The sequence below is a fragment of the Pseudomonas quebecensis genome (assembly GCF_026410085.1).
Classification (GTDB): Bacteria; Pseudomonadota; Gammaproteobacteria; order Pseudomonadales; family Pseudomonadaceae; genus Aquipseudomonas; species Aquipseudomonas quebecensis.
Genome location: NZ_CP112866.1, coordinates 4,710,737 through 4,736,262 on the forward strand (window position 1 = coordinate 4,710,737; position 25,526 = coordinate 4,736,262).

The 25,526-nt window shown below is 60.7% G+C and carries 16 protein-coding genes and 2 tRNA genes; 5 read left to right on the forward strand and 13 right to left on the reverse strand.

From position 1 onward, the window contains the following. Positions 1-85 precede the first annotated feature (85 nt). From OSC50_RS22035 to OSC50_RS22050, 4 genes are all read right to left on the reverse strand, one after another. Positions 86-3,376 (reverse strand): transglutaminase family protein, encoded by a 3,291-nt coding sequence (locus tag OSC50_RS22035; RefSeq protein ID WP_266245650.1) that lies wholly within the window; start codon positions 3,374-3,376, stop codon positions 86-88. Between the two features lie 188 nt (positions 3,377-3,564). Beyond that, positions 3,565-4,014, reverse strand: coding sequence for a hypothetical protein (locus OSC50_RS22040; protein ID WP_253510176.1), 450 nt, complete (start codon positions 4,012-4,014; stop codon positions 3,565-3,567). Continuing rightward, complete coding sequence (ssp4, locus tag OSC50_RS22045; protein ID WP_181080457.1) at positions 4,011-4,943, reverse strand: Ssp4 family T6SS effector; 933 nt, start codon at positions 4,941-4,943, stop codon at positions 4,011-4,013. Before ssp4 ends, OSC50_RS22040 begins: the two co-directional genes overlap by 4 nt. 207 nt (positions 4,944-5,150) lie before the next feature. Continuing rightward, positions 5,151-7,454, reverse strand: coding sequence for a YgiQ family radical SAM protein (locus tag OSC50_RS22050; protein WP_181080458.1), 2,304 nt, complete (start codon positions 7,452-7,454; stop codon positions 5,151-5,153). Positions 7,455-7,660: 206 nt separating this feature from the next. Between OSC50_RS22050 and OSC50_RS22055 the strand changes: the two genes are divergently transcribed. After that, positions 7,661-11,593, forward strand: a complete 3,933-nt coding sequence (locus OSC50_RS22055; RefSeq protein WP_266245647.1) for a dermonecrotic toxin domain-containing protein — start codon at positions 7,661-7,663, stop codon at positions 11,591-11,593. Positions 11,594-11,595: 2 nt separating this feature from the next. On the opposite strand, the gene dnaB is transcribed toward OSC50_RS22055, so the two are convergent. From dnaB to rnr, 7 genes are all read right to left on the reverse strand, one after another. Further along, positions 11,596-12,993 carry a replicative DNA helicase gene (gene dnaB, locus OSC50_RS22060; RefSeq protein WP_034095616.1) on the reverse strand — a complete coding sequence of 466 codons (1,398 nt, stop codon included), beginning with the start codon at positions 12,991-12,993 and terminating at the stop codon, positions 11,596-11,598. A 110-nt stretch (positions 12,994-13,103) separates the two neighbouring features. Next, positions 13,104-13,550: a 50S ribosomal protein L9 gene (rplI, locus tag OSC50_RS22065; protein ID WP_003171376.1), complete on the reverse strand. Its 447-nt coding sequence runs from the start codon at positions 13,548-13,550 to the stop codon at positions 13,104-13,106. A gap of 18 nt (positions 13,551-13,568) precedes the next feature. Next, positions 13,569-14,462 carry a YybS family protein gene (locus OSC50_RS22070; protein ID WP_181080460.1) on the reverse strand — a complete coding sequence of 298 codons (894 nt, stop codon included), beginning with the start codon at positions 14,460-14,462 and terminating at the stop codon, positions 13,569-13,571. A gap of 36 nt (positions 14,463-14,498) precedes the next feature. Then, complete coding sequence (gene rpsR / locus OSC50_RS22075; protein ID WP_002551829.1) at positions 14,499-14,729, reverse strand: 30S ribosomal protein S18; 231 nt, start codon at positions 14,727-14,729, stop codon at positions 14,499-14,501. A gap of 28 nt (positions 14,730-14,757) precedes the next feature. Further along, positions 14,758-15,180: a 30S ribosomal protein S6 gene (gene rpsF / locus OSC50_RS22080; RefSeq protein ID WP_003236224.1), complete on the reverse strand. Its 423-nt coding sequence runs from the start codon at positions 15,178-15,180 to the stop codon at positions 14,758-14,760. Positions 15,181-15,380: 200 nt separating this feature from the next. Continuing rightward, complete coding sequence (rlmB, locus tag OSC50_RS22085) at positions 15,381-16,145, reverse strand: 23S rRNA (guanosine(2251)-2'-O)-methyltransferase RlmB (protein WP_181080461.1); 765 nt, start codon at positions 16,143-16,145, stop codon at positions 15,381-15,383. Continuing rightward, the gene (gene rnr / locus OSC50_RS22090; protein WP_266245643.1) at positions 16,142-18,775 is read right to left on the reverse strand and encodes a ribonuclease R; all 2,634 of its coding nucleotides are present in this window, start codon (positions 18,773-18,775) and stop codon (positions 16,142-16,144) included. Before rnr ends, rlmB begins: the two co-directional genes overlap by 4 nt. 224 nt (positions 18,776-18,999) lie before the next feature. On the opposite strand from rnr, the gene OSC50_RS22095 reads away from it, so the two are divergent. The 4 genes from OSC50_RS22095 (at position 19,000) to OSC50_RS22110 (ending at position 22,080) form a co-directional block, all read left to right on the forward strand. Continuing rightward, a tRNA-Leu gene (locus OSC50_RS22095) sits at positions 19,000-19,086 on the forward strand. 178 nt (positions 19,087-19,264) lie between these two features. Beyond that, positions 19,265-19,351: transfer RNA gene (locus tag OSC50_RS22100), tRNA-Leu, on the forward strand. Positions 19,352-19,495: 144 nt separating this feature from the next. Beyond that, a complete protein-coding gene (locus OSC50_RS22105; RefSeq protein WP_266245641.1) occupies positions 19,496-20,521 on the forward strand; it encodes an extracellular solute-binding protein in 1,026 nt (341 codons plus the stop codon). Then, complete coding sequence (locus OSC50_RS22110; RefSeq protein WP_266245639.1) at positions 20,521-22,080, forward strand: ABC transporter permease; 1,560 nt, start codon at positions 20,521-20,523, stop codon at positions 22,078-22,080. Before OSC50_RS22105 ends, OSC50_RS22110 begins: the two co-directional genes overlap by 1 nt. 52 nt (positions 22,081-22,132) lie before the next feature. Here OSC50_RS22110 and OSC50_RS22115 read toward each other — a convergent pair whose 3' ends face one another. Together OSC50_RS22115 and OSC50_RS22120 are read right to left on the reverse strand one after the other, a co-directional pair. After that, positions 22,133-24,067 (reverse strand): methyl-accepting chemotaxis protein, encoded by a 1,935-nt coding sequence (locus tag OSC50_RS22115; RefSeq protein WP_253510166.1) that lies wholly within the window; start codon positions 24,065-24,067, stop codon positions 22,133-22,135. 140 nt (positions 24,068-24,207) lie between these two features. After that, positions 24,208-25,497 (reverse strand): adenylosuccinate synthase, encoded by a 1,290-nt coding sequence (locus OSC50_RS22120; protein WP_181080466.1) that lies wholly within the window; start codon positions 25,495-25,497, stop codon positions 24,208-24,210. Positions 25,498-25,526: the final 29 nt, after the last annotated feature.

Sequence of the window (25,526 nt, forward strand, 5' to 3'; positions counted from 1 at the left end):
GGCAGAGGCAAAGGGGCTCAGATTAACTCAGATTCATTGCAATCAACGGTGGGCGGGAGTTGGCCCTCCCACCTTTCAATCGCAGTCAGTCATTCTTATTGGCAAAGCGTCGTAGATCCAGGGTCATCGGTAATTCATCGTTGATCACGATGGTCGGTACGGGGAGCTTTCCGGGTGTATGGCCGAGCCGGAAAAACCGCGCCATGCGCCGGCTCTCCGCCTCGTTGGCATTCACCGGCAAGCTGTCGTAATTGCGCCCGCCCGGATGCGCAACATGGTACTGGCAGCCGCCCAGCGAGCGCTGCATCCAGGTGTCGAGCAGGTCGAACACCAGCGGCGCATGCACCGGGATGGTCGGTTGCAGGCAGTTGGCCGGTTGCCAGGCGCGATAACGCACACCCGCGACGAACTCACCGACACGACCAGTGGGTTGCAGCGGCACCGGGATGCCGTTGCAGGTCAGCAGATAACGTTGTGGCGGCAGACCGGTGAGCTTCACCTGCAGGCGCTCCAGGGACGAATCCACATACCGCACCGTGCCGCCCGCCGCGCCCTCTTCGCCCAGTACATGCCAGGGTTCCAGGGCCTGACGCAATTCCAACTCGATACCGCTGACGGCATAGTCGCCGACCTTGGGAAAACGAAACTCCAGGTGCGCGGCGAACCATTCGGCGCGCAACGGATACCCGGCGGCGTTGAGTTCGACGATCACGTCGGCAAAATCCTGCTCGATAAAGTGCGGCAACAGGAAGCGGTCATGCAGCTCGGTGCCCCAGCGCGCCAGTTTGGCCGGTGCGTAGGGCTCACGCCAGAACCGCGCGACCAAGGCGCGCAACAGCAGTTGTTGGGTCAGACTCATGCGCGCGTGGGGCGGCATTTCAAAGGCACGCAGCTCCAACAGCCCCAGGCGGCCGGTGGCGCCATCGGGGGAATAGAGTTTGTCGATGCAGAATTCGGCGCGGTGGGTATTGCCCGTCACATCGATCAGCAGATTGCGCAGCAGGCGGTCGACCCGCCACGGCGGGCATTCCTCACCGGGTTCCGGCATTTGCGCAAAGGCGATTTCCAACTCATACAGCGCATCGTTGCGCGCTTCATCCACACGGGGCGCCTGGGACGTGGGGCCGATAAACAGCCCGGAAAACAGGTAGGACAGCGACGGGTGGTTATGCCAGTAACTGATCAGGCTGCGCAGCAGGTCCGGGCGGCGCAGAAACGGCGAATCCTTGGGCGTGGCGCCGCCAAGCACGAAGTGGTTACCGCCGCCGGTGCCGGTGTGGCGCCCGTCGATCATGAATTTCTCCGTGGTCAGTCGGGTTTGCCGTGCCTCTTCGTAGAGAAACTCGGTGCGTTCCACCAATTCGTCCCAGGTGGCGGACGGTTGCACGTTGACCTCGATCACGCCCGGGTCCGGCGTGACCCGCAAGTTGCTCAGCCGCGTATCGGCCGGTGGCTCATAGCCTTCCAGCAGCAGCGGGCAATGCAGCTCTTGCGCGGTTGCTTCAATGGCGGCGACCAGTTCCAGATAGTCTTCCACGCGCTCCAGCGGCGGCATGAACACGTACAGCCGCCCTTCGCGAGCCTCGGCGCACAGCGCGGTGCGGGTCAGCCAGTCGGCGGACTCGTCCACCTGCGGCACACGTTCGTCGCTGGGGGCCGGCTCGGCATGGTTGTGCAACTGCGCATTGCCCGGCAGCTGCGGCAGGTCCTGGTTCGGGTCGGTGGGGTGCACAAACGGGTACTCCGCCGCCGTCACCCAGGGTTGCGACGCCAATGGCAGGCGGTAGCCCAGCGGTGAGTCCCCCGGCACCAGCCGGCAATGCGTGTCGCGCAGGTACCAGCGCCCGCTCTGCCAGCGGTCGTTGGCCGCCGTGCGCGCCAGCGGCAGCACATGGCCGATGACTTTATCCAGGCCCTGGCTGAACACTTTGCGCAGGCGCTCGCGTTCCAGTTCGTCGCTGAGCCGCGGGTCTTGGGCCGTGACGTTCTGCGGCAGTGCACCTTCGCGCCACAGGTAATAAAAATGCTCCTCGAAGGCCGGGAACACGAAACGCGCCGGCAACTTGAGGCGCTCAGCGACGCTGGCCAGGAAGCGCCCAGCCAACTCGTCATTGGCGCCGTAGTCCTGCTGCTCGTCGGCGATCAGCGCGCGGTTGTGCCAGATCGGCACACCGTCGCGACGCCAGTAGCAATTGAGCGACCAACGCGGCAGTTGTTCGCCGGGGTACCACTTGCCCTGGCCGAAATGCACCAGGCCCTGGGGCGCGTAGTGCTGGCGCAGGCGCTGGAACAATTGGGCGGACAGGCGCCGCTTGTCCGGCCCCAGCGCGGCGGTGTTCCACTCGGCGCCGTCGGGGTCGTCGATGGACACGAAGGTCGGCTCGCCGCCCATGGTCAGGCGCACGTCGTGCTTGAGCAGGTCGCCGTCGATCTGCCGACCCAGCGCCTGGATTGCACGCCACTGCTCGTCGGTGTAAGGCTTGGTAACGCGCGGCGCCTCCCAAATCCGCTCCACCGACATTTCATGAGTGAATTCGCACGCGCAGGGCTCCACCAGCCCACTGATCGGTGCGGCAGAGGATGGATCGGGACTGCAGGCCAATGGGATATGCCCTTCACCGGCGAACAGACCGGAGGTGGCATCCAGGCCGATCCAGCCGGCACCGGGCAGGTACACCTCACACCAGGCGTGCAGGTCGGTGAAGTCCACATCGGTGCCGGACGGGCCATCCAGGGCCTTGACGTCGGCGGTGAGCTGGATCAGGTAACCGGACACAAACCGCGCCGCCAGCCCCAGGTTGCGCAGTAATTGCACCAGCAGCCAGGCCGAATCGCGGCACGAGCCCGAGGCGTTTTCCAGGGTGAATTCCGGCGTCTGCACACCGGGTTCCATGCGGATCAGGTAACCGATGTCCGCCGCCAGGCGCTGATTGAGGCCCACCAGAAAGTCCACCGCCGGCAGTGGCGTGCGGTCGATCCCGGCCAGGTAGGCGGCGAACCTGGGCGTCAGCGGCAGCGTCTCCAGGTACGGCGCCAGCTCACGCTGCTCGTCGGCGGCGTAGGCAAAGGGGATGTGTTCAGCGTAGGGCTCGAGGAAAAAGTCGAACGGGTTGAACACCGCCATCTCGGCTACCAGGTCAACTTCAATGCGCAGTTCAGCGGTTTTTTCCGGAAACACCAGCCGCGCCAGGTAATTGCCTTGGGGATCTTGTTGCCAATTGATGAAGTGTTGCTCGGGCAGCACTTTCAGCGCGTAGGACAAAATCCGCGTACGGCTGTGGGCCGCCGGACGCAAACGCACGATCTGCGGGCCGAGTTCGACAGCACGGTCGTAGCGGTAATGCGTAACGTGGTGCAACGCGACATGAATCGACACGGCGGCCTCCTGCGAGCCAGGGCATGGGCACAACGCGCGCAAGACTTATGCCAGGGCGGCGGTCATTGCGCTTTATCGTACGGCCCGGTGCAGTACAGCACCAAAACGGCGCCATCGTAGGGGGCAATGGTGCAAGCGTTGCACCTATTTGTGACGCGAGTACGCGAATGAAGGGCAAATCCAGCCAATCAACGGGCTTTTCGCTGCGCAACGACGGCTTGGCGCAGACGACGTATTTCGAGGAGTCTGTGGCGCATTTCGCGGTGGCGCTTGCTGTTGAGCAGTAGCAACCCCAGCAACGGAAACAGCACTGCCGAGCCGTATACCAGCAAGTGAAGGTCGTATTGAATCATCGGCACGACGAATAACAGGCAGCACACCAGGTAGCCTGCCACCAGCCTGGTCGCCCAGGGATAGCCTCGAGCGATCATCACGTTGCCAAACACCAGCACCGCCACCAATACCAGGATCGCAGCCCCTGAATAGCTGGACTTGAGCGCGGGATCAACTCCGCGCAGGTACGTCACGCCCGCCATGGACACTGCGGCCGAGCCGGAAAAGATCGCCATGAACACGGTGCCAATGAATACGGGAAAATAACGCGCCAGGAAGCTGCCCATGTCGGGAAAGCCCTTCATTCCGTCAGATCCTCGTACAGGCCGATCGCAATGGTTTCGGCCGAGCCCACATGGCCGGTTCGATAGCTGCCCCAGATCCCCAACAGCCCACCCAAGGCATCCTTGATCTGAGTCAGGGTGGCATGGCGGATTTCCGTGGAGCTGTAACTTTTGGTCAGCTTGCCGGCACGCTGCTGCAATTTGATCAACTTGGGTGTCAGGCTCGGGTCTCTCAGGCTGAGCAACTCCTTGGTCAACTTCTTACGCTCCTGGCGCGTCAGGCCTTTGAGCAACTCGTACCAGCTCTTGCCCAGTGCGGCGGCTTTCTTGGCCTTGAGCAGCCTGAACGTAGTCAGGGCGCCGGTGCCGATGCCCACCAGCGAGGCGGCATCGAGGACCGGGGAAACGGCGCCATACCATTCGGCATCGTCCATACGGTCGTTGGCGTCAGGATCAAGCACTTCGTTGTACGTGCGCGCCACGCCAAACCCGCACTGAGCACTGCTGGCCAATGCCGCCGTGACGCCGATGCCCACCACAAACGCACTGGCACCGGCGGTGAACGGTACAGCGACGCTGCCGCTGAACACCACAATCCAGCCAATCACCGCCGCGCCACAGGAAAGCCCCATATCGAACGCTTCCTTCTGGAGGCGACCTTCACGGGGGTCGGTCTTCACCTGCTCCACAAACTGTGCAGGCGAAATGTACTTCTGCGCCTCGCGCAAGATGATGCGCTTGGGCTTGATGCTGCAGATCGGCTTGAACTCGCGCAGGGTGACGACATTCAAGTCGGCGTCGATGTACACAACGCCAGCGCCGACGATGCCGGGGTCGGCATCAATGGCCGCGAACAGGCGTGGCAGGTTGATCTGGCTTTCGATGCGCTGGCGGGCCATGAACTGGGAGCGGTTGGAGTCCATGCCGATGCCGGCCAGGGGGTTGCCCATGAGGTGTTCTTCCTTGAAAGGTGGAGACTGGACTGACGCTATCGGGGGCAAGCCCCCTCCCACAATTGGAGCGTGAACGCGATCAAGTGTGGGAGGGGCTTGCCCCCGATAGCGATTTAATGAGCGCCACCTTACCAAACAGCCTCACCCCCGACCAGAAAGCAAAACGCCAGCACAAGGCTGGCGTTTTGCATTTTCAAACGACGATCAACGCGGCACCACCGGCTTGCGGGCTGGCTTGCCGCCCTTGCCCTTGGCCGCATCGCTACGTTCCTTAGCCGCCTGCTTGTTACGTGCCTGCGCCGCCGCCTTGGCTTGTTCGCGCTTGTCCCACGGGTTGCTGCCGTCGCTGCCACGGGGTGGCAGACCGGTGTGCTGGGTGAGGATTTTGGTGGTGGTTTCCTTGGCGACCTTATGACTGCCGGCCGGCGTCGAGTTTTTGCGACGGGCACTCTGGTAGCTGTCGGTGCTCGGCTGGTGCAGCGGGATCAACTGGTCCTTGCCCGGCCCGATCAAGTCGGCGCGGCCCATGCGGGTCAGCGCTTCGCGCAGCATCGGCCAGCCTTTCGGGTCGTGGTAGCGCAGGAACGCCTTGTGCAGACGGCGCTGTTCCTCGCTCTTGACGATGGTCACCGCGTCGCTCTTGTAGGTGACCTTGCGCAGCGGGTTCTTGCCCGAGTGGTACATCGCGGTGGCAGTCGCCATCGGCGACGGGTAGAACGCCTGCACCTGGTCGGCACGGAAGCCATTACCCTTGAGCCACAGGGCCAGGTTCATCATGTCTTCATCGGTAGTGCCAGGGTGGGCGGCGATGAAGTACGGGATCAGGTACTGCTCCTTGCCCGCTTCCTTGGTGTACTTCTCGAACATGCGCTTGAACTTGTCATAGCTGCCGATGCCCGGTTTCATCATCTGGTTGAGCGGACCTTCCTCGGTGTGTTCCGGGGCGATCTTGAGGTAACCACCGACGTGGTGGGTGACCAGCTCTTTCACGTATTCCGGCGATTCCACGGCGAGGTCGTAGCGCAGGCCGGACGCGATCAGGATCTTCTTCACACCCGGCAACGCACGGGCACTGCGATACAGTTGGATCAACGACGAGTGGTCGGTGTTCAGGTTCGGGCAGATGCCGGGGAACACGCACGATGGCTTGCGGCAGGCGGATTCGATTTCCGGGCTCTTGCAGGCGATGCGGTACATGTTCGCGGTCGGGCCGCCGAGGTCGGAGATCACCCCGGTGAAGCCTGGGACTTTGTCGCGGATTTCTTCGATTTCGCGAATGATCGACTCTTCGGAACGGTTCTGGATGATGCGACCTTCGTGCTCGGTGATCGAGCAGAAGGTGCAGCCACCGAAGCAGCCACGCATGATGTTCACCGAGAAGCGGATCATGTCGTAGGCCGGGATCTTCTCCTTGCCGTACGCAGGGTGCGGGACGCGTGCGTAAGGCATGCCGAACACGTAGTCCATTTCTTCGGTGGTCATCGGGATGGGCGGTGGGTTGAACCACACGTCCACTTCGCCATGCTTCTGCACCAGGGCGCGGGCGTTGCCTGGGTTGGTTTCCAGGTGCAGCACGCGGTTGGCGTGGGCGTAGAGCACCGCGTCGTTGCGCACTTTTTCCACCGACGGCAGGCGGATCACGGTCTTGTCGCGGGTCATCTTCGGGCTGGCCAGGATCTGCACGACCTTGGCTTCGCTCGGGTCTTCGACCGGGCCTTTTTCCTGCTCGATGGCGCAGGCCTGGGTGTCCTGGGTGTTCACGTACGGGTTGATGATCTTGTCGATCTTGCCCGGACGGTCGATGCGGGTGGAGTCCACTTCGTACCAGCCCACCGGCGTGTCGCGGCGGATAAACGCGGTGCCGCGCACATCGGTGATGTCTTCGATCTTGTGGCCCCACGACAGGCGCTGGGCGACTTCGACGATGGCCCGCTCGGCGTTGCCGTACAACAGGATATCGGCGGTGGCGTCGATCAGGATCGAGTTGCGCACGCGATCCTGCCAGTAATCGTAATGGGCGATGCGGCGCAGGGAGGCTTCGATGCCGCCGAGTACGATCGGCACGTTCTTGTAGGCTTCCTTGCAGCGCTGGCTGTACACCAGGCTGGCGCGGTCCGGGCGTTTGCCGGCCATGCCGCCGGGCGTATAGGCGTCGTCGGAACGGATTTTCTTGTCGGCGGTGTAGCGGTTGATCATCGAGTCCATGTTGCCGGCCGCGACACCGAAAAACAGGTTCGGCTCGCCGAGCTTCATGAAGTCGTCTTTGGACTGCCAGTTCGGCTGCGCAATGATCCCGACGCGAAAGCCCTGGGACTCCAGCAGCCGGCCGATGATCGCCATGCCGAACGACGGATGGTCAACGTAGGCATCACCGGTGACGATGATGATGTCGCACGAATCCCAGCCAAGCTGATCCATCTCCTCCCTGCTCATGGGCAGGAATGGCGCAGGACCGAAACATTCGGCCCAGTACTTGGGATAGTCAAATAACGGCTTGGCTGTTTGCATGACGGTGACCGGTGTTGAGATGAAAAATCGCGGGCGCGGAATATAGCACAAAATTTGACCAATTCCGACGACAGTGGTCGGCTTTTAAGTCCGGCCGTTTAGGATTCATTTTTGTCCCGGCGACGGGGGCTATTCCACTGACGACGATTCGAAAAGTTAATGGGTAGCCTGAGGCAGATCAACCACTGCCCTCCAGGATCGGATCTATGCACACCCTCTCGCCTCACCATGAATTCATCACATCTGAACTGCCCGCCTGGCTTCATCAGGCGCCGCCCGAAGTGCGCGCCGATTTTCGCGACAGCCTGCTCGGCAGCAACCAGGCCCGACATGACCTGCAGGCGCTTTTCAATACGCTGCAAAGCCCGGCGGCATTTGCCGCCCCCCTGCTGCGTGAAGCGCTGAAGACATGGTTCTTCGGCATGCTGAAGGACGAAAACGCGCTGTTGGTGCGGGAATGGAAGCATCACCACCTGTTAGGCCTGATCAGAAACCACGAGAAAACCACCCGCCAAACACTGCTGGAAGCGGCCCTGCAAAACTTCGAAGCCGAGGAAGCCGCAGAGGACGGCATGGAAAAAGGCACCGGGCTTTACAACATCAACGATAAAGTCGAAACGCTTTCGCCTGCATCTCCCGCCACATTCGCCACTATGTGCCGCAGCCTCGACCTTGGGGCGCACTATCTCAAGCACATCAAAGATGTACTTGAGCCAACGGCCAACACCACGCGCACCGCCGCCCAAGTCCTCGCACTGTTCGATGCCTGTGAACGGCACGCCTTCGGCGTCGCCTTGCACATCGCCTACATGCAGCGGCAATTCACTCCCCGACAATATCTGCAACTGCACAGCCTCCAGCGCACGGGCAATCACATGGACATTACGTGTGGCCACCTGACCCTCAATGGTGTTGTATTGCCCAATGTGCTGATCATTGAGGCATCGGCGATCTGTCTTCCGTTTATCCTCTACACTCCCCATGACCCCCTGGCGATCTTTCGCCAACATGCCACCCAGGAAGACCTGCAGCACAGTCTCGCCGAGCGCCTGGAAGACAATACTTATCGGGTTTTCTTCAACCGCCTCGTGCCCTTGCAACACCAGCAAACCCTGCTCGGCGTAACCCCTGCTTCGGTCACGGCCGGCAGGCAGCAGCGTGCCAGCCTGCAACAGCGGGTCAGCCTGACACCGATCCGCACACGCCTGTTCCTGGCCATGGCCAAGCGACGCATCGCGCAAATCAAGGGTGACGCCCGCATCCTGGCGGTCCCCACGGCCGACGCCGACCTGATGAGCCGGCAGAAACGCCTGCAGGGCTATATAGACTTGGGCAAATCACTGCTGTTCTTTGCCGCGTCGTTCATTCCGATTGTGGGTGAGGTGATGTTGGTGGTGGCGGCCGGTGAACTGATTCATACCGTCTATAACGGGTTCGCCGCCTGGAGCCGGGGTGACAGCGACGAAGCCTTGAACGACTTTCTCGATGTAGCCGACAACATCGCCCTGGCGGCAGCCACCGCCGGTGCGATCAAAACCGCCGGCGTTGCCACCCGCCTGGTGAAAGTGCAAGTGCGCAACCAGGGCTGGCGGCTGTGGCACAGCGACATTGCCCCCTACCGTCACACAACGGCGCTGCCGGACAGCCTGGTGCCGGATCCCCAAGGTATGTACCAGCACGAGCAGCAACACTTTGTGAAGCTGGATGACCAGGCGTATGCCGTGGAACGCACCCCTGACGCCAAGCACTGGCAATTGTCGCACCCCAACGACCCTCAAGCGTATTCACCGCCCTTGTTGAGTAATGGTGTGGGCAACTGGCGCACCGCGCATGAATCACCGCACGACTGGAACGATCTCAAACTGATCAAGCGTATGGGCCCCGATGCCGCCAACCTCACACAGCCGGTCGTGGAACCTATTTTGCTGCTCAGCGGTGCCGATACCGGCGCACTGCGCCAGAGCCATCTGGACAACGTACGGCCGCCGCCCTTGCTGCGTGACACCGTCAAGCACTTCAATCTGGAACAAGAAATCAACGACTTCGACATTGACCGTGCAGAAGGCAAAAGCGTCACGCCGTACTCGCCCTTCATACAGTTTCATCTGGCGTGCGGACTGCCGGAGTGGCCCTCCAACTATGCGCTGAAGGTCGTTGACGAACAGCAGAGCGTTTTACTCAGTCACGGCACAGGCCCCAACGAAATCAAGGTACCCGCCTCGCGCTTCAGAAAGGGAGAGCTGTTGCATGTGCTGGAACAGCAAATGCCGCAGACACACTTCAATAAACTCATGCCGAAGCTCTATATCGACTACCTCAGCAAAACAGAAAACCTGGCCATGCATCTTCAGGAGCAGGTGCCGCAGCAAAAGCAGCGGCTATTTTCCCTACTCATCCAATCGGGTGAAAAACCACTCACTCCGGTTGAGGAGGACATACACGCAGTCATGCCTGAGCTGACGAAAAGCCATCGCGAAGAGATCGGGGCTACGCTCAATCATGACGAGCAGCAAAGCCTGCGCCAGAACCAGCGCCTGCCGCCGGAACAACAGTGGGAGGCCGAGCAATACCTCAAGTCGATACGCACAGCCAATGTGCAAAAAGGCATTTACCTCGACTCGATGCAAACCCCTGAAAGCGTACCGCTGATCCTCCATGCCCTTGAGCAGACGCCGGGTTGGCCGGGATCGCGAAAAATAGAGGTATACGATGCCAGTAACAGCGGGCCGTTGCTGGGCAGCATCGGCAGTGGCGAGGGCAGCGCACGACACATCCTGATCCGCCAGGGCGAACAGTACGCGGTTCAAAACAGCCAGGGCACGCAACTGCAACCACCTGACACTCTGTTCAGCGCCTTGGAACACACGCTGTCCAAGGCTGAACTTGAAACGCTTCTGAGCCAGTCCGGGGCCGGTAGCCTGAAGCAGGCGATCCGCAAAAACAGCCTGACGTTGACGGCCAGGCAAACGTCTCACTACGCCAGGCTTTCAAGCCAGGCGATGGCCGACGCCCCAAGACGACCACTGAACCCGCAGTTCGCCGAAACGGCTCCGCCGGCGGGCATGACCGTGCGTACCGACGGTATCTACCAAACGCCTGCCCGTGCGGACGGCAGCCATGACCATTACATCCTGGAGAGCGAAAAATACTACCGCGTCAAACCCGGTGGCGACGGCTGGCAGCTGGTCGATGCCCGCAGCCCATTCAGAGGCTACAAACCCTATGTACACAGAACCCCTGACGGCACTTGGGCGATCAATCCAGCCAAGGGCGGACTGCCGGGTGGCATGCAAAACTCGCAGGTCCCTTTGCTTATCAAAATGGAATCCAGTGACGGGTTTGAGTCGGCACGCTCATCCAGCGACTACGAGTCGGCCGAGGAAGGCACAGTGACGACGCGCTTCACACAACAGGAACTGCGGCAGATGCGTTCCGATGGCAGCTATCAACACAGTCAGAATTATCGACGCATTTACGATCGGGCGAACAATGGCAGGTACCCGCTGCGTAACCTCCTCGGCCAGCCGATGCGCATCCGAAGCCTGCAAACCCGCAGCAAGTCGCTCACGTCAAATGCAACATTTTCGAGCGACCTGATAAAGCCCTATATTCGATGGGAAGGCTACGAACAGGTAGCACGGCTTTATGAAGATAAACTTGAAGTAACGCCCTTTACTGCCGCACATCAGAAGGCCCCTGAGGAGTCGGTGATGATCGGCGAATCCACCGTGATCACCAGGAAGCCCATCAAAAAAGGCGAGACGCTCGGCGTCTATGGCGGGGAGCAAGTACCTGACGTTGTAGCGGGTTATCGAAGGGATCCATATTTGTTGGATATCCGGGCGCCCACCTCGCCCCCAACCGCCGACGTGCCGAACCTGTCGGGGGATAACGTGCTTTCGAGGATCAACACGATTTTCGAGTACGAGGCGGGTCAACCGATCAGACAAGCTGCGACGGGATACAACGTTGAAGTTGCACGGTTTACCGTAGAGACCCAAGTCGGCGACGAGCCGCGGCAGGAGTTCGCATTGTCGGCATTTTTTGCCAGCGAGGATATTCCAGCCACCGCTGAGTTGCGCTGGAACTACCAATACAACGAAGCCACGATCAACGCACTGTTCGGCCCGCTGGCCTGAGATTACTCGTCGTCGTCGAAGTTATAGCTACCCGGCGCGAGGTTCTCGAAGCGCGTGTACTTGCCGATGAACGCCAAGCGGATAAAGCCGATCGGGCCGTTACGCTGCTTGCCGATGATGATCTCGGCAATGCCTTTGTGTTCCGTTTCGGGGTGATACACCTCGTCGCGGTACACGAACATGATCACGTCGGCGTCCTGCTCGATCGCTCCGGATTCCCGCAAGTCGGAGTTCACCGGACGTTTGTTGGGGCGTTGTTCCAGGGAGCGGTTGAGCTGGGACAGCGCCACCACCGGGCAGTTGAATTCCTTGGCCAGGGCTTTCAAGGAACGGGAGATCTCGGAAATTTCGTTGGTGCGGTTATCGCCGCTGGACCCTGGAATCTGCATCAACTGCAGGTAGTCGATCATGATCAGCGCGATATCGCCATGCTCGCGGACCAGGCGTCGGGTACGCGCCCGCATCTCGGAAGGGCTGATGCCCGCCGTGTCATCGATAAACAGCTTGCGGTCGTTGAGCAGGTTGACCGCCGAGGTCAGGCGCGGCCAGTCGTCGTCTTCCAATTGGCCGGAACGTACCTTGGTCTGGTCGATGCGGCCCAGGGACGAGAGCATACGCATGATCAGCGATTCGCCTGGCATCTCAAGGGAGTACACCAGCACCGTTTTATCGCTGCGCAACACGGCGTTTTCCACCAGGTTCATCGCAAAGGTGGTCTTACCCATCGAAGGACGGCCGGCCACGATGATCAAGTCGGCCGGTTGCAGGCCGCTGGTTTTCTCGTCAAGGTCGGTGTAGCCGGTGGAAATACCGGTGATGGCCGCATCGGTGTTGAACAAGGTGTCGATCCGGTCGATGGCCTTGGTCAACAGCTCGTTGACGCCTACCGGGCCGCCGGTTTTCGGCCGGGCTTCGGCGATCTGGAAGATCTGGCGCTCGGCCTCATCGAGAATTTCTTCGGCGGTGCGGCCTTCGGGGTTGAAGGCGCTGTCGGCAATTTCGGTGCTGATGCCGATCAACTGACGCAGCGTGGCGCGCTGGCGAACGATCTGCGCATAGGCCTTGATGTTGGCGACCGACGGCGTGTTCTTGGCCAACTCGCCCAGGTAACCGAGGCCGCCGACCTGGGAGGTCTGGCCTTCCTTGTCCAATTGCTCGGCCAGGGTCACCACGTCGATCGGTGAGTTCTGGTCGGCCAGCTTGGCGATGGCGCGGAAGATCAGGCGGTGGTCATGACGATAGAAATCACCGTCCGAGACTTGATCCAGCACGCGTTCCCAGGCGTTGTTATCCAGCATCAAGCCACCGAGCACGGCCTGTTCGGCCTCGATGGAATGCGGCGGCACCTTCAGGGCAGCGGTTTGCAGATCGTATTGCTCAGGAGCGGAAATATCGTTCATGGCCACTTGGAATTCGGGGTGTGTAGAAAAACAAAAGGCACGACCTGTAAACAGGATCGTGCCCGATGTTAACCGCCTGGCACGCGAGGTGCCAGCCGATTAGGTGCTGCTTAAGCTGCTACCACGACAACGCGTACGGTGGCTTCAACTTCGGCGTGCAGGTGCACGGCTACGTCGAATTCGCCTACGTTGCGGATGGTGCCGTTCGGCAGACGAACTTCGCTCTTCTGCACTTCAACGCCGGAGGCGGTCAGTGCATCAGCGATGTCGTGGGTGCCGATCGAACCGAACAGCTTGCCTTCATCACCGGCGGTGGCAGTGATGGTCACTTCCAGCTCAGCCAGTTGGGCAGCGCGAGTTTCGGCCGAAGCTTTTTTGTCTGCTGCGGCTTTTTCCAGCTCAGCGCGACGCTCTTCAAACGCCGCCAGGTTGGCAGCGGTTGCAGCGGTGGCTTTGCCGTATGGCAGCAGGTAGTTACGACCGTAGCCGGCCTTAACGTTCACTTTGTCGCCCAGGTTGCCCAGGTTGGCGACTTTTTCCAGAAGGATCAGTTGCATGTGAAAATCCTCTAACTTTTAACCTTCACCGTTCGCGTTATCGGCGTCTTTCGGCGCCAGACGACCGCGAAAATCAATCAGGCCGTCGACAATGGCCAGGACCACGAGTAACGGATAAATCAGCTGCATGAACAGCAACAGCGTGACGTACAACCCCACCAGCCAAAACTTGGCCAGGCGCTTCTGCGCGGCGAGCCCATGGATCAGGGCCAGCCCGGCAAACACCAGCGGTACACTGCAAATCGGCGCCAGCAGGGCCATCTGTGGACCGAAGTTCGGTCCGACAACCATGCACGCCAGCAGCAACATCGCCGGTCCCGCGGGGATTCTGATACTGCGAAACTCGCGACCAAAACCACCCGGGTTGTACAACAACGCCTGCCAATAACGCCCAAGAATCAGGCTCAGCACGCTGACGACCTGCAACAGTGCCGCAATCAGGCCGGTCAGGACCGGGGCAATCAGTGACGCGAACCGCGCTCGCTCTTCTACCGACAATTGCTGGTAGAGATCCCCGAGGGCCAGCGGCAGGATCTTGACGATCTCCTGCGCCAGCGCCTCGATTTGCGGGCGGAAAGCCGCGCCAAGCATCACTGAGTACACCAACCCCACTGCCACGCTGACCAGCAGCGTACGGACCCAGGACTCACTTGCGCGCAAAACCAACGCAAGGCTCGATGACCCCAGCAGTACCAGAAGTACTCGTGGATCACCCATTTGCAGCCACCAGATCAAGGCCGGCAACAAACCCAGGGCAAGAACGCCGAGGGCGTCCTTCAAACCGCGCCGCAGGAGCACAAGGCAACCCGCGGCAGCACCCAACCAATAAAGCAACGGCAATGCCGCACAGCCAGCCACTACAAGAGTGGCCTGCATACGACCGCGCATGATGAACTCAGCTAAGGCGCGCATGCATTCAATCCCTTACTACTTGTCGACTGCCCGGTCTCAGCGGCCGTGGCTGTCGGTGTAGGCCAGCAGGGCCAGGAAGCGGGCGCGCTTGATAGCGGTGGCCAGCTGACGCTGATAACGTGCTTTGGTACCGGTGATACGGCTTGGAACGATTTTGCCGGTCTCGGATACGTAGGCTTTCAGAGTGTTGAGATCTTTGTAATCGATCTCTTTCACGTCTTCAGCGGTGAAGCGGCAGAATTTACGACGACGGAAGAAACGTGCCATTTGATAGGCTCCTTAAAAGGTCCGTGGATTACTCGTCAGCGTTATCGCTGTTGTCGCTGTCATCACTGTCAGCGCTATCAGCGCCTTCGTGCTCAGGACGGTCGCGACGCTCACGGCGCTCACTGCGGTTTTCTTCAGCCTTGAGCATCTCGGATTGGCCGGTGACGGCTTCTTCGCGACGGATGACCAGGTTACGGATCACTGCATCGTTGTAGCGGAAGTTGTCTTCCAGCTCGGCCAGGGCCTTGCCAGTGCACTCAACGTTCAGCATCACGTAGTGAGCCTTGTGAACATTGTTGATTGCGTAGGCCAGTTGACGACGGCCCCAATCTTCCAGACGGTGGATTTTGCCGCCGTCTTCTTCGATCAGCTTGGTGTAACGCTCAACCATGCCGCCGACTTGCTCGCTTTGATCCGGGTGGACCAAAAAGATGATTTCGTAATGACGCATGAATGCTCCTTACGGGTTGTAGCCTGCCGCTCAAAAACGGTCAGACAAGGAGTGAATGACACTTATGGATCTTGCCGCAGAGAGGCACATCGGTGCCTGCCAGGAAGGCAAGGGGCGCAATAGTAGAGGAGCAGGGGGGAAGCTGCAAGCTACAAGCTACAAGTGGTCAACCACCGTGCTGTTAACTTGCAGCTTGAAGCTTACGACTTGCGCGAAGCGACTGCCTTTTTGGCCCCACGCTGACGCTGGGCTTCGAACAAGCACACGCCGGTCGCGACCGATACGTTGAGGCTGCTGACGCTGCCGGCCATCGGCAGATGCACCAGGTAATCGCAATGCTCACGGGTCAGGCGGCGCATGCCTTTGCCTTCGGCGCCCATGATCAGGATGGTCGGGCCGGTGAGGTCCTGGTCATAAATGCTGACTTCGGCCTCCCCTGCCGTACCCACGACCCAAAGGCCGCGCTGCTGGAGTTTCTCCAGGGTGCGCGCCAGGTTGGTCACGGCCACCAGTGGAATCACTTCCGCCGCGCCGCAGGCCACTTTACGCACCACCGGCGTCAGGGTTGCCGACTTGTCCTTAGGCACAATCACCGCCAACGCGCCGGCGGCGTCCGCCGAACGCAGGCAGGCGCCGAGGTTGTGCGGGTCGGTCACGCCGTCCAGCACCAGAAGCAGCGGTGCACCTTCGGTACGATCGAGCAACTCGTCAAGCATTGCCTCGCCCCAAACCTGGCTTGGGCTGACATCCGCAACTACACCCTGATGAACACCTTCGACCCACGCATCCATCTCGCGGCGTTCGGCCTGGCCGATAGCGACGCGGTTTTCATTGGCCAACTCGACCAGTGCCTGTACGCGCGGTTCGCTGCGACCTTCCGCCAGCCATACCTGTTTGACGCGCTTTGGATGGTGCCGCAGCAGTGCTTCTACGGCGTGGACGCCGTAGATTTTTTCCAGACTCATGACTTGGCCTTAGGTTTGCGCGACCCGCCGCTTTTCGCGGGGGCCGAACCCGCCTTGGGCGGGCCTTTACGGTGTTTACTCGGCTTGCTCGACGGCTTTTCGGCCCCTTGGGACTTTCCCCCAGACGCCGCTTTACCACCGCTTTTGGCTTCGTTAAGCAACTGCTGCTTCAACTCACGGCTCTTGCGCAGCTCGGCGTTTTTCGCTGCTGCATCGCTTGGGCGGTAGGCTTCGGGCGCTTTGTCCTTGGTGGAGGAGCGACGACCAGCCTTGGCTGGCGCAGGCTCGGTGGCCACGGCTTTCGCTGGCGCCCCTTTGCCTTTGGAAGCAGGTGCAGCGGTTTCAATGCCACGCTTTTTGCGACCCGCCGGTTCGGCCGGTTTGTCAGGCATGCCGAAGTCGATCTTGCGCTCATCGAGATCGACGCGCATGACCTGCACTTCCACGGTGTCGCCCAGGCGGAAACTGCGACCGCTGCGCTCGCCCGCCAGGCGGTGATGCACAGGATCGAAGTGGTAATAATCGCCCGGCAAGGCAGTGACGTGCACCAGGCCCTCGACATAGATGTCCGTCAGCTCGACGAACAGACCAAAACCGGTCACGGCGGTGATCACGCCCGGGAACGATTCGCCCACGCGGTCTTTCATGAACTCGCACTTGAGCCAGTTCACCACGTCGCGCGTGGCTTCGTCGGCGCGGCGCTCACTCATGGAACACTGCTCGCCCAGCTGTTCCAGGGTCGCTTCGTCGTACGGATAGATCCGTGCCTTTGGAATGCTCATGGCACCGGCGCGCTTGACGTGCGGGGTGTTCATCTTCGAATGGATCACGCTGCGGATAGCGCGGTGCGTGAGCAGATCCGGGTAACGACGGATCGGCGAAGTGAAGTGGGTGTACGCCTCGTAATTCAGGCCGAAGTGGCCCTGGTTGTCGGCGCTGTATACCGCCTGGCTCAGGGAGCGCAGCATCACGGTCTGGATCACATGGTAATCCGGACGGTCCTTGATGCTGGCCAGCAAGGCCTGGTAGTCCTTCGGCGTCGGCCCCTCCTTGCCTTTGTGCAAGGACAGGCCGAGCTCGCCGAGGAACGCGCGCAGTTTTTCCAGGCGCTCCGGCGGCGGGCCATCGTGCACACGGTACAGCGCAGGAATCTCGTGCTTTTTCAGGAACTCAGCGGTGGCCACGTTAGCGGCCAGCATGCATTCTTCAATCAGCTTGTGTGCGTCATTACGGGTCGTCGGTGTGATCGCCGCAATCTTGCGCTCGGAACCGAAGATGATCCGGGTTTCCTGGGTTTCAAAGTCGATCGCGCCACGCACATGACGTGCGCCCAAGAGCACCTTGTACAGCGCATACAGCTGCTTGAGGTGCGGGACCACGCCGGCGTACTCGGTACGCAGGGCTTTGGCTTCGCTGGTCTTCGGCGTCTCCAGGATGGTGCTGACCTTGTTATAGGTCAGTCGGGCCTGGGAATGGATGACCGCCTCGTAGAACTGGTAGTCGGTCATTTCGCCGGTTTTCGAGATAGTCATCTCGCACACCATGGCCAAACGATCGACTTTCGGGTTCAGCGAACACAGGCCGTTGGACAATTCCTCCGGCAGCATCGGGATCACGCGCTCAGGGAAGTACACCGAGTTGCCGCGCACCTGGGCTTCGTTGTCCAGGGCCGAGCCGATCTTCACGTAGCTGGAAACGTCGGCGATCGCCACGTACAGCTTCCAGCCACCGGAGAACAAACGCAGCTTGCCGGGCTTGGCTTCGCAGTAGACCGCATCGTCGAAGTCGCGGGCATCTTCACCATCGATGGTGACGAACGGCAGATGGCGCAGGTCGATGCGCTTCTCTTTGTCCTTCTCTTCCACTTCCGGCTTGAGCTTGCGTGCTTCCTTCACCACGGCCTCAGGCCAGACGTGAGGAATGTCGTAGGTCCGCAGCGCGACGTCGATTTCCATGCCAGGAGCCATGTAGTTGCCGACCACTTCGATGACATCACCCTGAGGCTGGAAGCGCGGGGTTGGCCAGTGGGTGATTTTCACCTCGACGAACTGACCGACCTTGGCGCTGGCATTACGGCCAGGGGTGATCAGCACTTCCTGCTGCACCTTGGGGTTGTCCGGCACAACAAAGCCGATGCCGCCTTCTTCGAAGTAACGCCCAACGATGGTCTCGTGACCACGGGACACCACTTCGACAATCACGCCTTCACGGCGACCGCGACGGTCAAGGCCGGAGACGCGCGCCAGGGCACGGTCGCCATCGAACACCAGGCGCATTTGCGCCGGGCTCATGAACAGGTCGTCACTGCCGTCGTCGGGGATCAGGAAGCCGAAACCGTCACGGTGGCCGGCAATGCGGCCGAGGATGAGGTCGAGCTTGTCCACCGGCGCATAAGTGCCGCGGCGGGTGTAGATCAGTTGAGCGTCGCGCTCCATGGCGCGCAGGCGGCGGCGCAGGGCTTCGAGCTGGTCTTCGGTGGTCAGACCGAACTCTTCAACCAACTGCTCGCGGCTAGCAGGCGAACCTCGATCGGCGAGATGCGCCAGGATCAGTTCGCGGCTAGGAATAGGGTTTTCATATTTTTCCGCTTCACGAGCGGCCTCGGGATCGAGGGACTGCCAATCGGCCATTAGAGAGTTTTCACCTTGTCTATATGCGGGTTAGTTTGGCATACGCGTATTGAAACGGGAAATTTCAGGCGTCAACAAGCGTTTAAAAGCCTTTTAAAGCCGCCGACGAGCACCTTGCACAACCACTGGCGAAATTTTCCAGGCTTTTTTCATGGCGGGGGTTTACAGCTCAAAATCCGCTCCGTATAGTGCGCGCCATCGACGACGGCAACGTTGAAGATACTGCCCAGATGGTGAAATTGGTAGACACGCCAGCTTCAGGTGCTGGTGGCCGCAAGGCCGTGGAAGTTCGAGTCTTCTTCTGGGCACCAATTCAAAACTTGAGGTTTACCTTGAGTTTATCCAGAAACCCGCGAAAGCGGGTTTTTGCGTTATAGGCCTTTGTTTTTCAAAGGAAAACTTGATTTATATTTTTGAATCAGGGGTTTACAGATCAAAAAGCGCTCCGTATAGTTCGCTCCATCAACAGCGGCAATGCTGCTTGAGATTGCCCAGGTGGTGAAATTGGTAGACACGCCAGCTTCAGGTGCTGGTGACCTTACGGTCGTGGAAGTTCGAGTCTTCTCCTGGGCACCATATTCAGATCAAACCCGCGAAAGCGGGTTTTTTCGTTTCTGCGGTTTGAAAACTTCATCTGCGTTCATCCTCTCACCCGCACTTGAGAAGTTTTATCGTTTATCCTTGCAATGATTTGTTGCACTCAAGTGAGGAAAACCCCGGATGATGATCCGCGATACCCGTCCCAAGACATCCCTTCTGCGTGGCCTGACCATCACTCTGCTCGGCCTGACCCTGCTCTCCCCCACCGCCTTCGCCGCCGACAAGGTTTCCCTGACCCTGTACAACGGCCAACACAAAGAAGTCGGCGACGAACTCGCCAAGGCCTTCGAAGCCAAGACCGGCATCCACGTCAATGTCCGCAAAGGCAGCAGCAACCAACTGGCCAGCCAGGTGGTTGAGGAAGGCGAGCGTTCGCCGGCCGACGTGATCTACACCGAAGAATCGCCCCCTCTGAATAAACTGGGCGAACAAGGCCTGCTGGCCAAGATTGACGCCAGCACGCTGGATGTATTGCCCAAGGATTACGTGGGCGGCAACGGCGACTGGATGGGCGTGACAGCACGCACTCGCGTCGTAGCCTTCAACCCCAAGCTGATCGCCGAGAAAGACCTGCCCAAGTCAGTGCTGGATTTCGCCGGCCCAGAATGGCAAGGCAAAGTCGGCTTCGTCCCCACCAGCGGTGCGTTCCAGGAACAAGCCGTGGCAATCATCAAGCTGCACGGTCACGAGGCTGCCGAAGAATGGCTCACCGGCCTGCGCGCGTTCGGCAAGGTGTACAGCAACAACATGGTGGCACTGAAGGCTGTAGAGAATGGCGAAGTGGCCACCGTGCTGGTGAACAACTATTACTGGTTCGCCTTGAAGAAGGAAAAAACTCACCTCGACTCCCAGCTGCACTATTTCACTGATGGCGACGCTGGCGGCTTGATCACCGTGTCCTCCGCAGCGGCGTTGAAGTCGAGCAAACACCCCAAAGAAGCCCAGCAATTGCTGGCTTTCATGGCCAGCGAAGAAGGCCAGCGCGTGATCACCAACACGTCCGCTGAATACCCACTGCGCAAAGGCATGCAGTCCAACCGTGGACTCAAACCGTTCAGCGAACTGCAACCGCCGAAAGTCACGCCTGCCGACCTGGGCAATGCTGAAGAGGCCCTGGACCTGGAACGTGAAGTTGGCTTGAACTGATGAACCCTTCGCTCCCCGCCGCGCGCGGGTTTTTGCGCCCTCGGCGCAAGCGCCCTTCGATCTGGTTGCTGCTGCCCGTGCTGCTACTGGTCGGCCTGAGCCTGCTGCCACTGGCGTATGTCGGACTGAAGGCCTGGCAAGCAGGCTGGGCGCAAGCGGTGCATCTGCTGTGGCGGCCCTACGTGTTCGGGCTGCTGCGCAATACCCTGGCACTGATGGTCGGGGTGACCGTCGCCTGCGGCCTGATCGGCCTGTCGCTGGCCTGGCTGCTGGAGCGCAGCAACCTGCCCGGACGACGCCTCTGGGGCGTGATCCTGTGCCTGCCGTTTGCTGTCCCGGCGTTCGTCAGCAGCTTCACGTGGGTGTCGTTGAGCGCCGACTTCGAAGGCCTGGGCGGGGCGATCCTGGTGATGAGCCTGTCCAAATATCCGCTGGTGTTCCTGCCGGTGGCGGCGACCCTGCGCAACCTTGACCCGTCGCTGGAAGAATCGGCGCGCACCCTGGGAATGAATCGCTGGGGCGTGTTCGTGCGCGTCACACTGCCGTTGTTATGGCCTTCGCTGCTGGCCGGGGCGCTGCTGATCGCACTGCATATGCTGGTAGAGTTCGGTGCCTTGTCGATCATCGGCCTGCAGACATTTACCACCGCGATCTATCAGCAATTCGAACTGGAATTCAGCAATGCCAACGCCGCGATGCTCTCGGCGGTGCTGCTGGTGATGTGCCTGACCCTGCTGTGGCTGGAGCTGCGCGTGCGCGGCAAAGGCCGACATGTGCGCATCGGTCAAGGCGCGGCGCGCCACGCCGAACCGGTCAAACTGGGCAAGTGGGCGCCGCTGGGCCAGGTGTATTGCCTGGCGCTGGCGATCATTGGCAGCGGCATTCCGTTGGGGATGCTCGGCTATTGGCTGGCCGTGGGCTCGTCGGCGGCATTTCCGGTGGCCGAAATCAGCGAAGCGCTGCTGTCCTCCCTGGCGCTGTCGCTGGGCGGTGCGGCGCTGTGCCTGGTGCTCGCGGTGCCGGTCGGACTGCTGGTGGTGCGCTATAAAGGCCAACTGGCGATCTGGGCGGAACGCTTGCCCTACCTGCTGCACGCCCTACCTGGGCTGGTGATTGCGCTGACGCTGGTGTACTTCGCTCTGCACTATGTACCAGTGCTGTACCAGACCTCGGCGTTGTTGCTGATCGCGTATGCGCTGCTGTTCCTGCCGCTGGCCCAGGCGCCGATCCGCACCGCGCTGAACAAGGCGGCACCGCAACTGGAAGAGGCCGCTCGCACGCTGGGGGCATCGTCATTCGGCGCATTTTGCCGGGTGACCCTGCCGATCATCTTCCCGGCATTGGGCGCAGCGTTCGCACTGGTATTTCTCGACGCCATGAAAGAACTGACCGCGACGCTGCTGCTCAGCCCAACCGGGTTGAACACATTGGCGACAGCCGTATGGGCGCATACCTCGAATGTGGAATTCGCGGCGGCGGCGCCTTATGCAGCGCTATTGATCGTGGTGTCGGGACTGCCGGTCTATTTGCTCACGACGCGGATGTATTTGAGTCGCTGAAAGCGTTATCGGGGGGCAAGCCCCCCTCCCACAGGTTGTAGTGCAGGCAACGCTAAGCCCGAAACTGCCCCAGACTCGCCTTCAACTGCGCCGCCAACCCATCCAGCACCTTGCCGCTGGCAGTGGTTTCCACCACCGCCTGGGCGGCACGCTCGGCCTGGGCATGAATCACCTCGACCCGCCCGCGGACCGCATGGGCGCCCTGGGCCTGATGCTCGGCGGCCCGGGTGGCCAGTCCGATTGCCGCGTGCACCTGTTCCACCGAAGCCTGCACCGTTTGCTGCAGACGCATGCTGTCGCGCAGCACCAGCAAGCCTTCGCTGGCTTGACGGCCGGCCTTGCCGATCGTTTCCACCGCCTCGCGGGCACCCTGTTGCAGCGCCACGATATGAGCCTGAATATCACCGGTCGAGCTTTGGGTTTTGCTGGCCAGGGCACGCACCTCGTCCGCCACTACCGCAAACCCGCGCCCGGTCTCGCCGGCACGCGCCGCCTCGATGGCCGCATTAAGCGCCAGCAGGTTGGTCTGCTCGGCAATGCCATGAATCACCGTCAACACCACCTCGATCTGCTCGCTCTGCTGCGCCAGGCGCTCGATCACGTGCGAACCGGCCTCGACCTGACCTGCCAGCGCCTCAATCAAACTGCCGACCTCGGCAGAGGTGCGCGAGTTCTGCTCGGTGGCCTGGCGAATGTCCACCACCTGTTGCAGTGCTGCCTGCATCGCGTGGCTTTCCGCCTGGGCTTCGTCAGCCATCTGCGACAGTGCGCGCAGACTCTCGGCCACTTCGTCACGCTGCAAGCCCGCCGCCGCATCGGCACCGGCATTGCGCAAGCTCATGGCGCCGATTTCCACGCCGGTACGTTGAGCCACATCACCCGCCTCGCGCACGATCGGCTGTAACTTATCCACAAAGCGATTGACCGCCGAAGCCATGGCGCCGATTTCGTCCTTGCTGTTGATCTGCACTCGCTTGGTCAGATCACCCTCGCCTGCGGCCAGATCGTCCATGGCGGCGATCAACAGCTTGAGGCGATTGACCACGCGTCGCCCGAGCACCACGGCAATCAGCAACAGAACCGCAAGCCCTACCAGCGCCAGGCCCATGCCGATGCGCCAACGCAACGTCCCGGCCGCTTCCTGCACGACACTGGAGGTATTGGCCGTCATCTGGGTGGCGGTAGCCTGCGCCGATTGCAGCCTGGCGCCCATCGCGGCCGCACTGTCAGCCGCGGCGCCCTTGAGACTGTCACCCACCAGCTGGTCACCGCTGGCGATCAGGGCGGCAAAACGCTTATCCAGCGCCTGCAAGTCGGCTTCCACCGAAGCGGTGGACACCCCCATGAGCACCTTGCCGATTTCTACACCATTAGGGCTGATGGACGCCTCGACGTAGTACACCGACGGATCATTCCTGGCGGCGTTGAGGACCTTGTCCAAGGCGCGATCGCCCTGGCCTTTTTCCAGCAACGCCTTGTTGATCGGATTTTCGCGATTCAGGTACCGCGTCAAATGCTCGCCGGCCGCGTCGTCATAGACCACGAACAATACATTGGGATTGCGCTGGGCCCGACGGGCAAACTCGGACAGCGTAGGCACATCGCTGTCCCACATGGCGCGTGGGGCGACCGATGCCAGCAACTGCGCCATATCATTGGCGGAATCCTGCAGGTCTTTTTCCAGGGTCGCACGCAGTTGCTTCTGTTCTGCCTGCAAGCGCGAAGACAAACCGCTGGTAAGGCGCTGGCGCGTACTGGACGACAGACTGTCGAGACTGGAGGTGACTTCCTTGCCGGCCTGCGCCAGCTCGTTCGACAATTTTTGACTGTCGATCCCCAGGCGACTGCCTAGATCGGCCTCCAACGCTGTGACGGTGCTCCGCGTCAGCGCGACGGCCACCAACACTTGCACCAAAAGAGCGATACCTAGGGTAACGAACACCGGCCGCAACAAACGGCTTTGTAACAATGAAAGAACGGCAGACATCGGAAAATCCCTCCACCACGGGTGCCATTAAATTGATAGCACCGCGAAAGAAGGAAATACAGCAAGGGTCATGCCGTTTGGCCGATAGAAACGACAAAGGGCTCCCGAAGAAGCCCTTTGTTTTTCAGATCAACAGCTTATCAAGCGAACGGATGACGCAGGACGATGGTTTCGTTGCGGTCAGGGCCCGTCGAAATAATGTCAATCGGTGCGCCGATCAGTTCTTCGACGCGTTTGATGTAAGCCCGGGCGTTGGCCGGCAATTCTTCCAGGGACTTGGCGCCCACGGTCGACTCGGTCCAACCTGGCACTTCTTCGTACACCGGCTGCAGGCCTACGTAGCTGTCAGCGTCGGTCGGTGCAACATCGTTACCGTTTGCATCTTTATAGCCGGTGCAAATGTTGATGGTTTCCAGACCGTCGAGTACGTCCAGCTTGGTCAGGCAGATGCCCGAGATGCTGTTCACATCGATAGCGCGGCGCAGGATAACGGCATCGAACCAGCCGCAACGGCGCGCACGGCCGGTGGTGGCGCCGAATTCGTGACCTTGCTTGGCCAGGTGGGCGCCCACTGCGTCGAACAGCTCAGTCGGGAATGGCCCCGAACCGACGCGCGTGGTGTAGGCCTTGGTGATGCCCAGGATGTAGTCCAGGAACATCGGGCCAACGCCCGAACCGGTAGCGACGCCACCTGCGGTGGTGTTGGAGCTGGTCACGTACGGGTAGGTGCCGTGGTCGATGTCCAGCAGCGAACCCTGGGCGCCTTCGAACATGATGTCCTTGCCGGCGCGACGCAGGTCGTGCAGCTCAGCGGTCACATCCAGCATCAGCGGCTTGAGCAGCTCAGCGTATTCCTTGCACTCGGCCAGGGTCTTGTCGAATTCGATGGCCGGCTCTTTGTAGTAACCGACCAACATGAAGTTGTGGTAATCCACCAGTTCACGCAGCTTGTCTTCGAAGCGCGGCATGTTGAGCAGGTCACCCACACGCAGGCCACGACGTGCAACCTTGTCTTCGTAGGCCGGGCCGATGCCGCGACCGGTGGTGCCGATCTTCAGCTCGCCACGGGCCTTTTCACGGGCCTGGTCCAGCGCGACGTGGAAGGACAGGATCAGCGGGCAGGACGGGCTGATACGCAGGCGCTCGCGCACCGGTACGCCTTTCTCTTCCAGCTTGGTGATTTCCCGCAGCAGGGCGTCCGGTGCAACCACCACGCCGTTACCGATCAGACACTGCACGCCTTCGCGCAGTACGCCCGACGGGATCAGGTGCAAAACGGTTTTTTCGCCATCGATGACCAGGGTGTGGCCAGCGTTGTGACCCCCTTGGTAGCGCACTACGGCGGCAGCATGTTCGGTCAGCAGATCAACGATCTTGCCTTTGCCCTCATCACCCCATTGGGTGCCCAGGACTACGACATTCTTACCCATAACACTTGTCCTCATTCGCGCAAACTTGG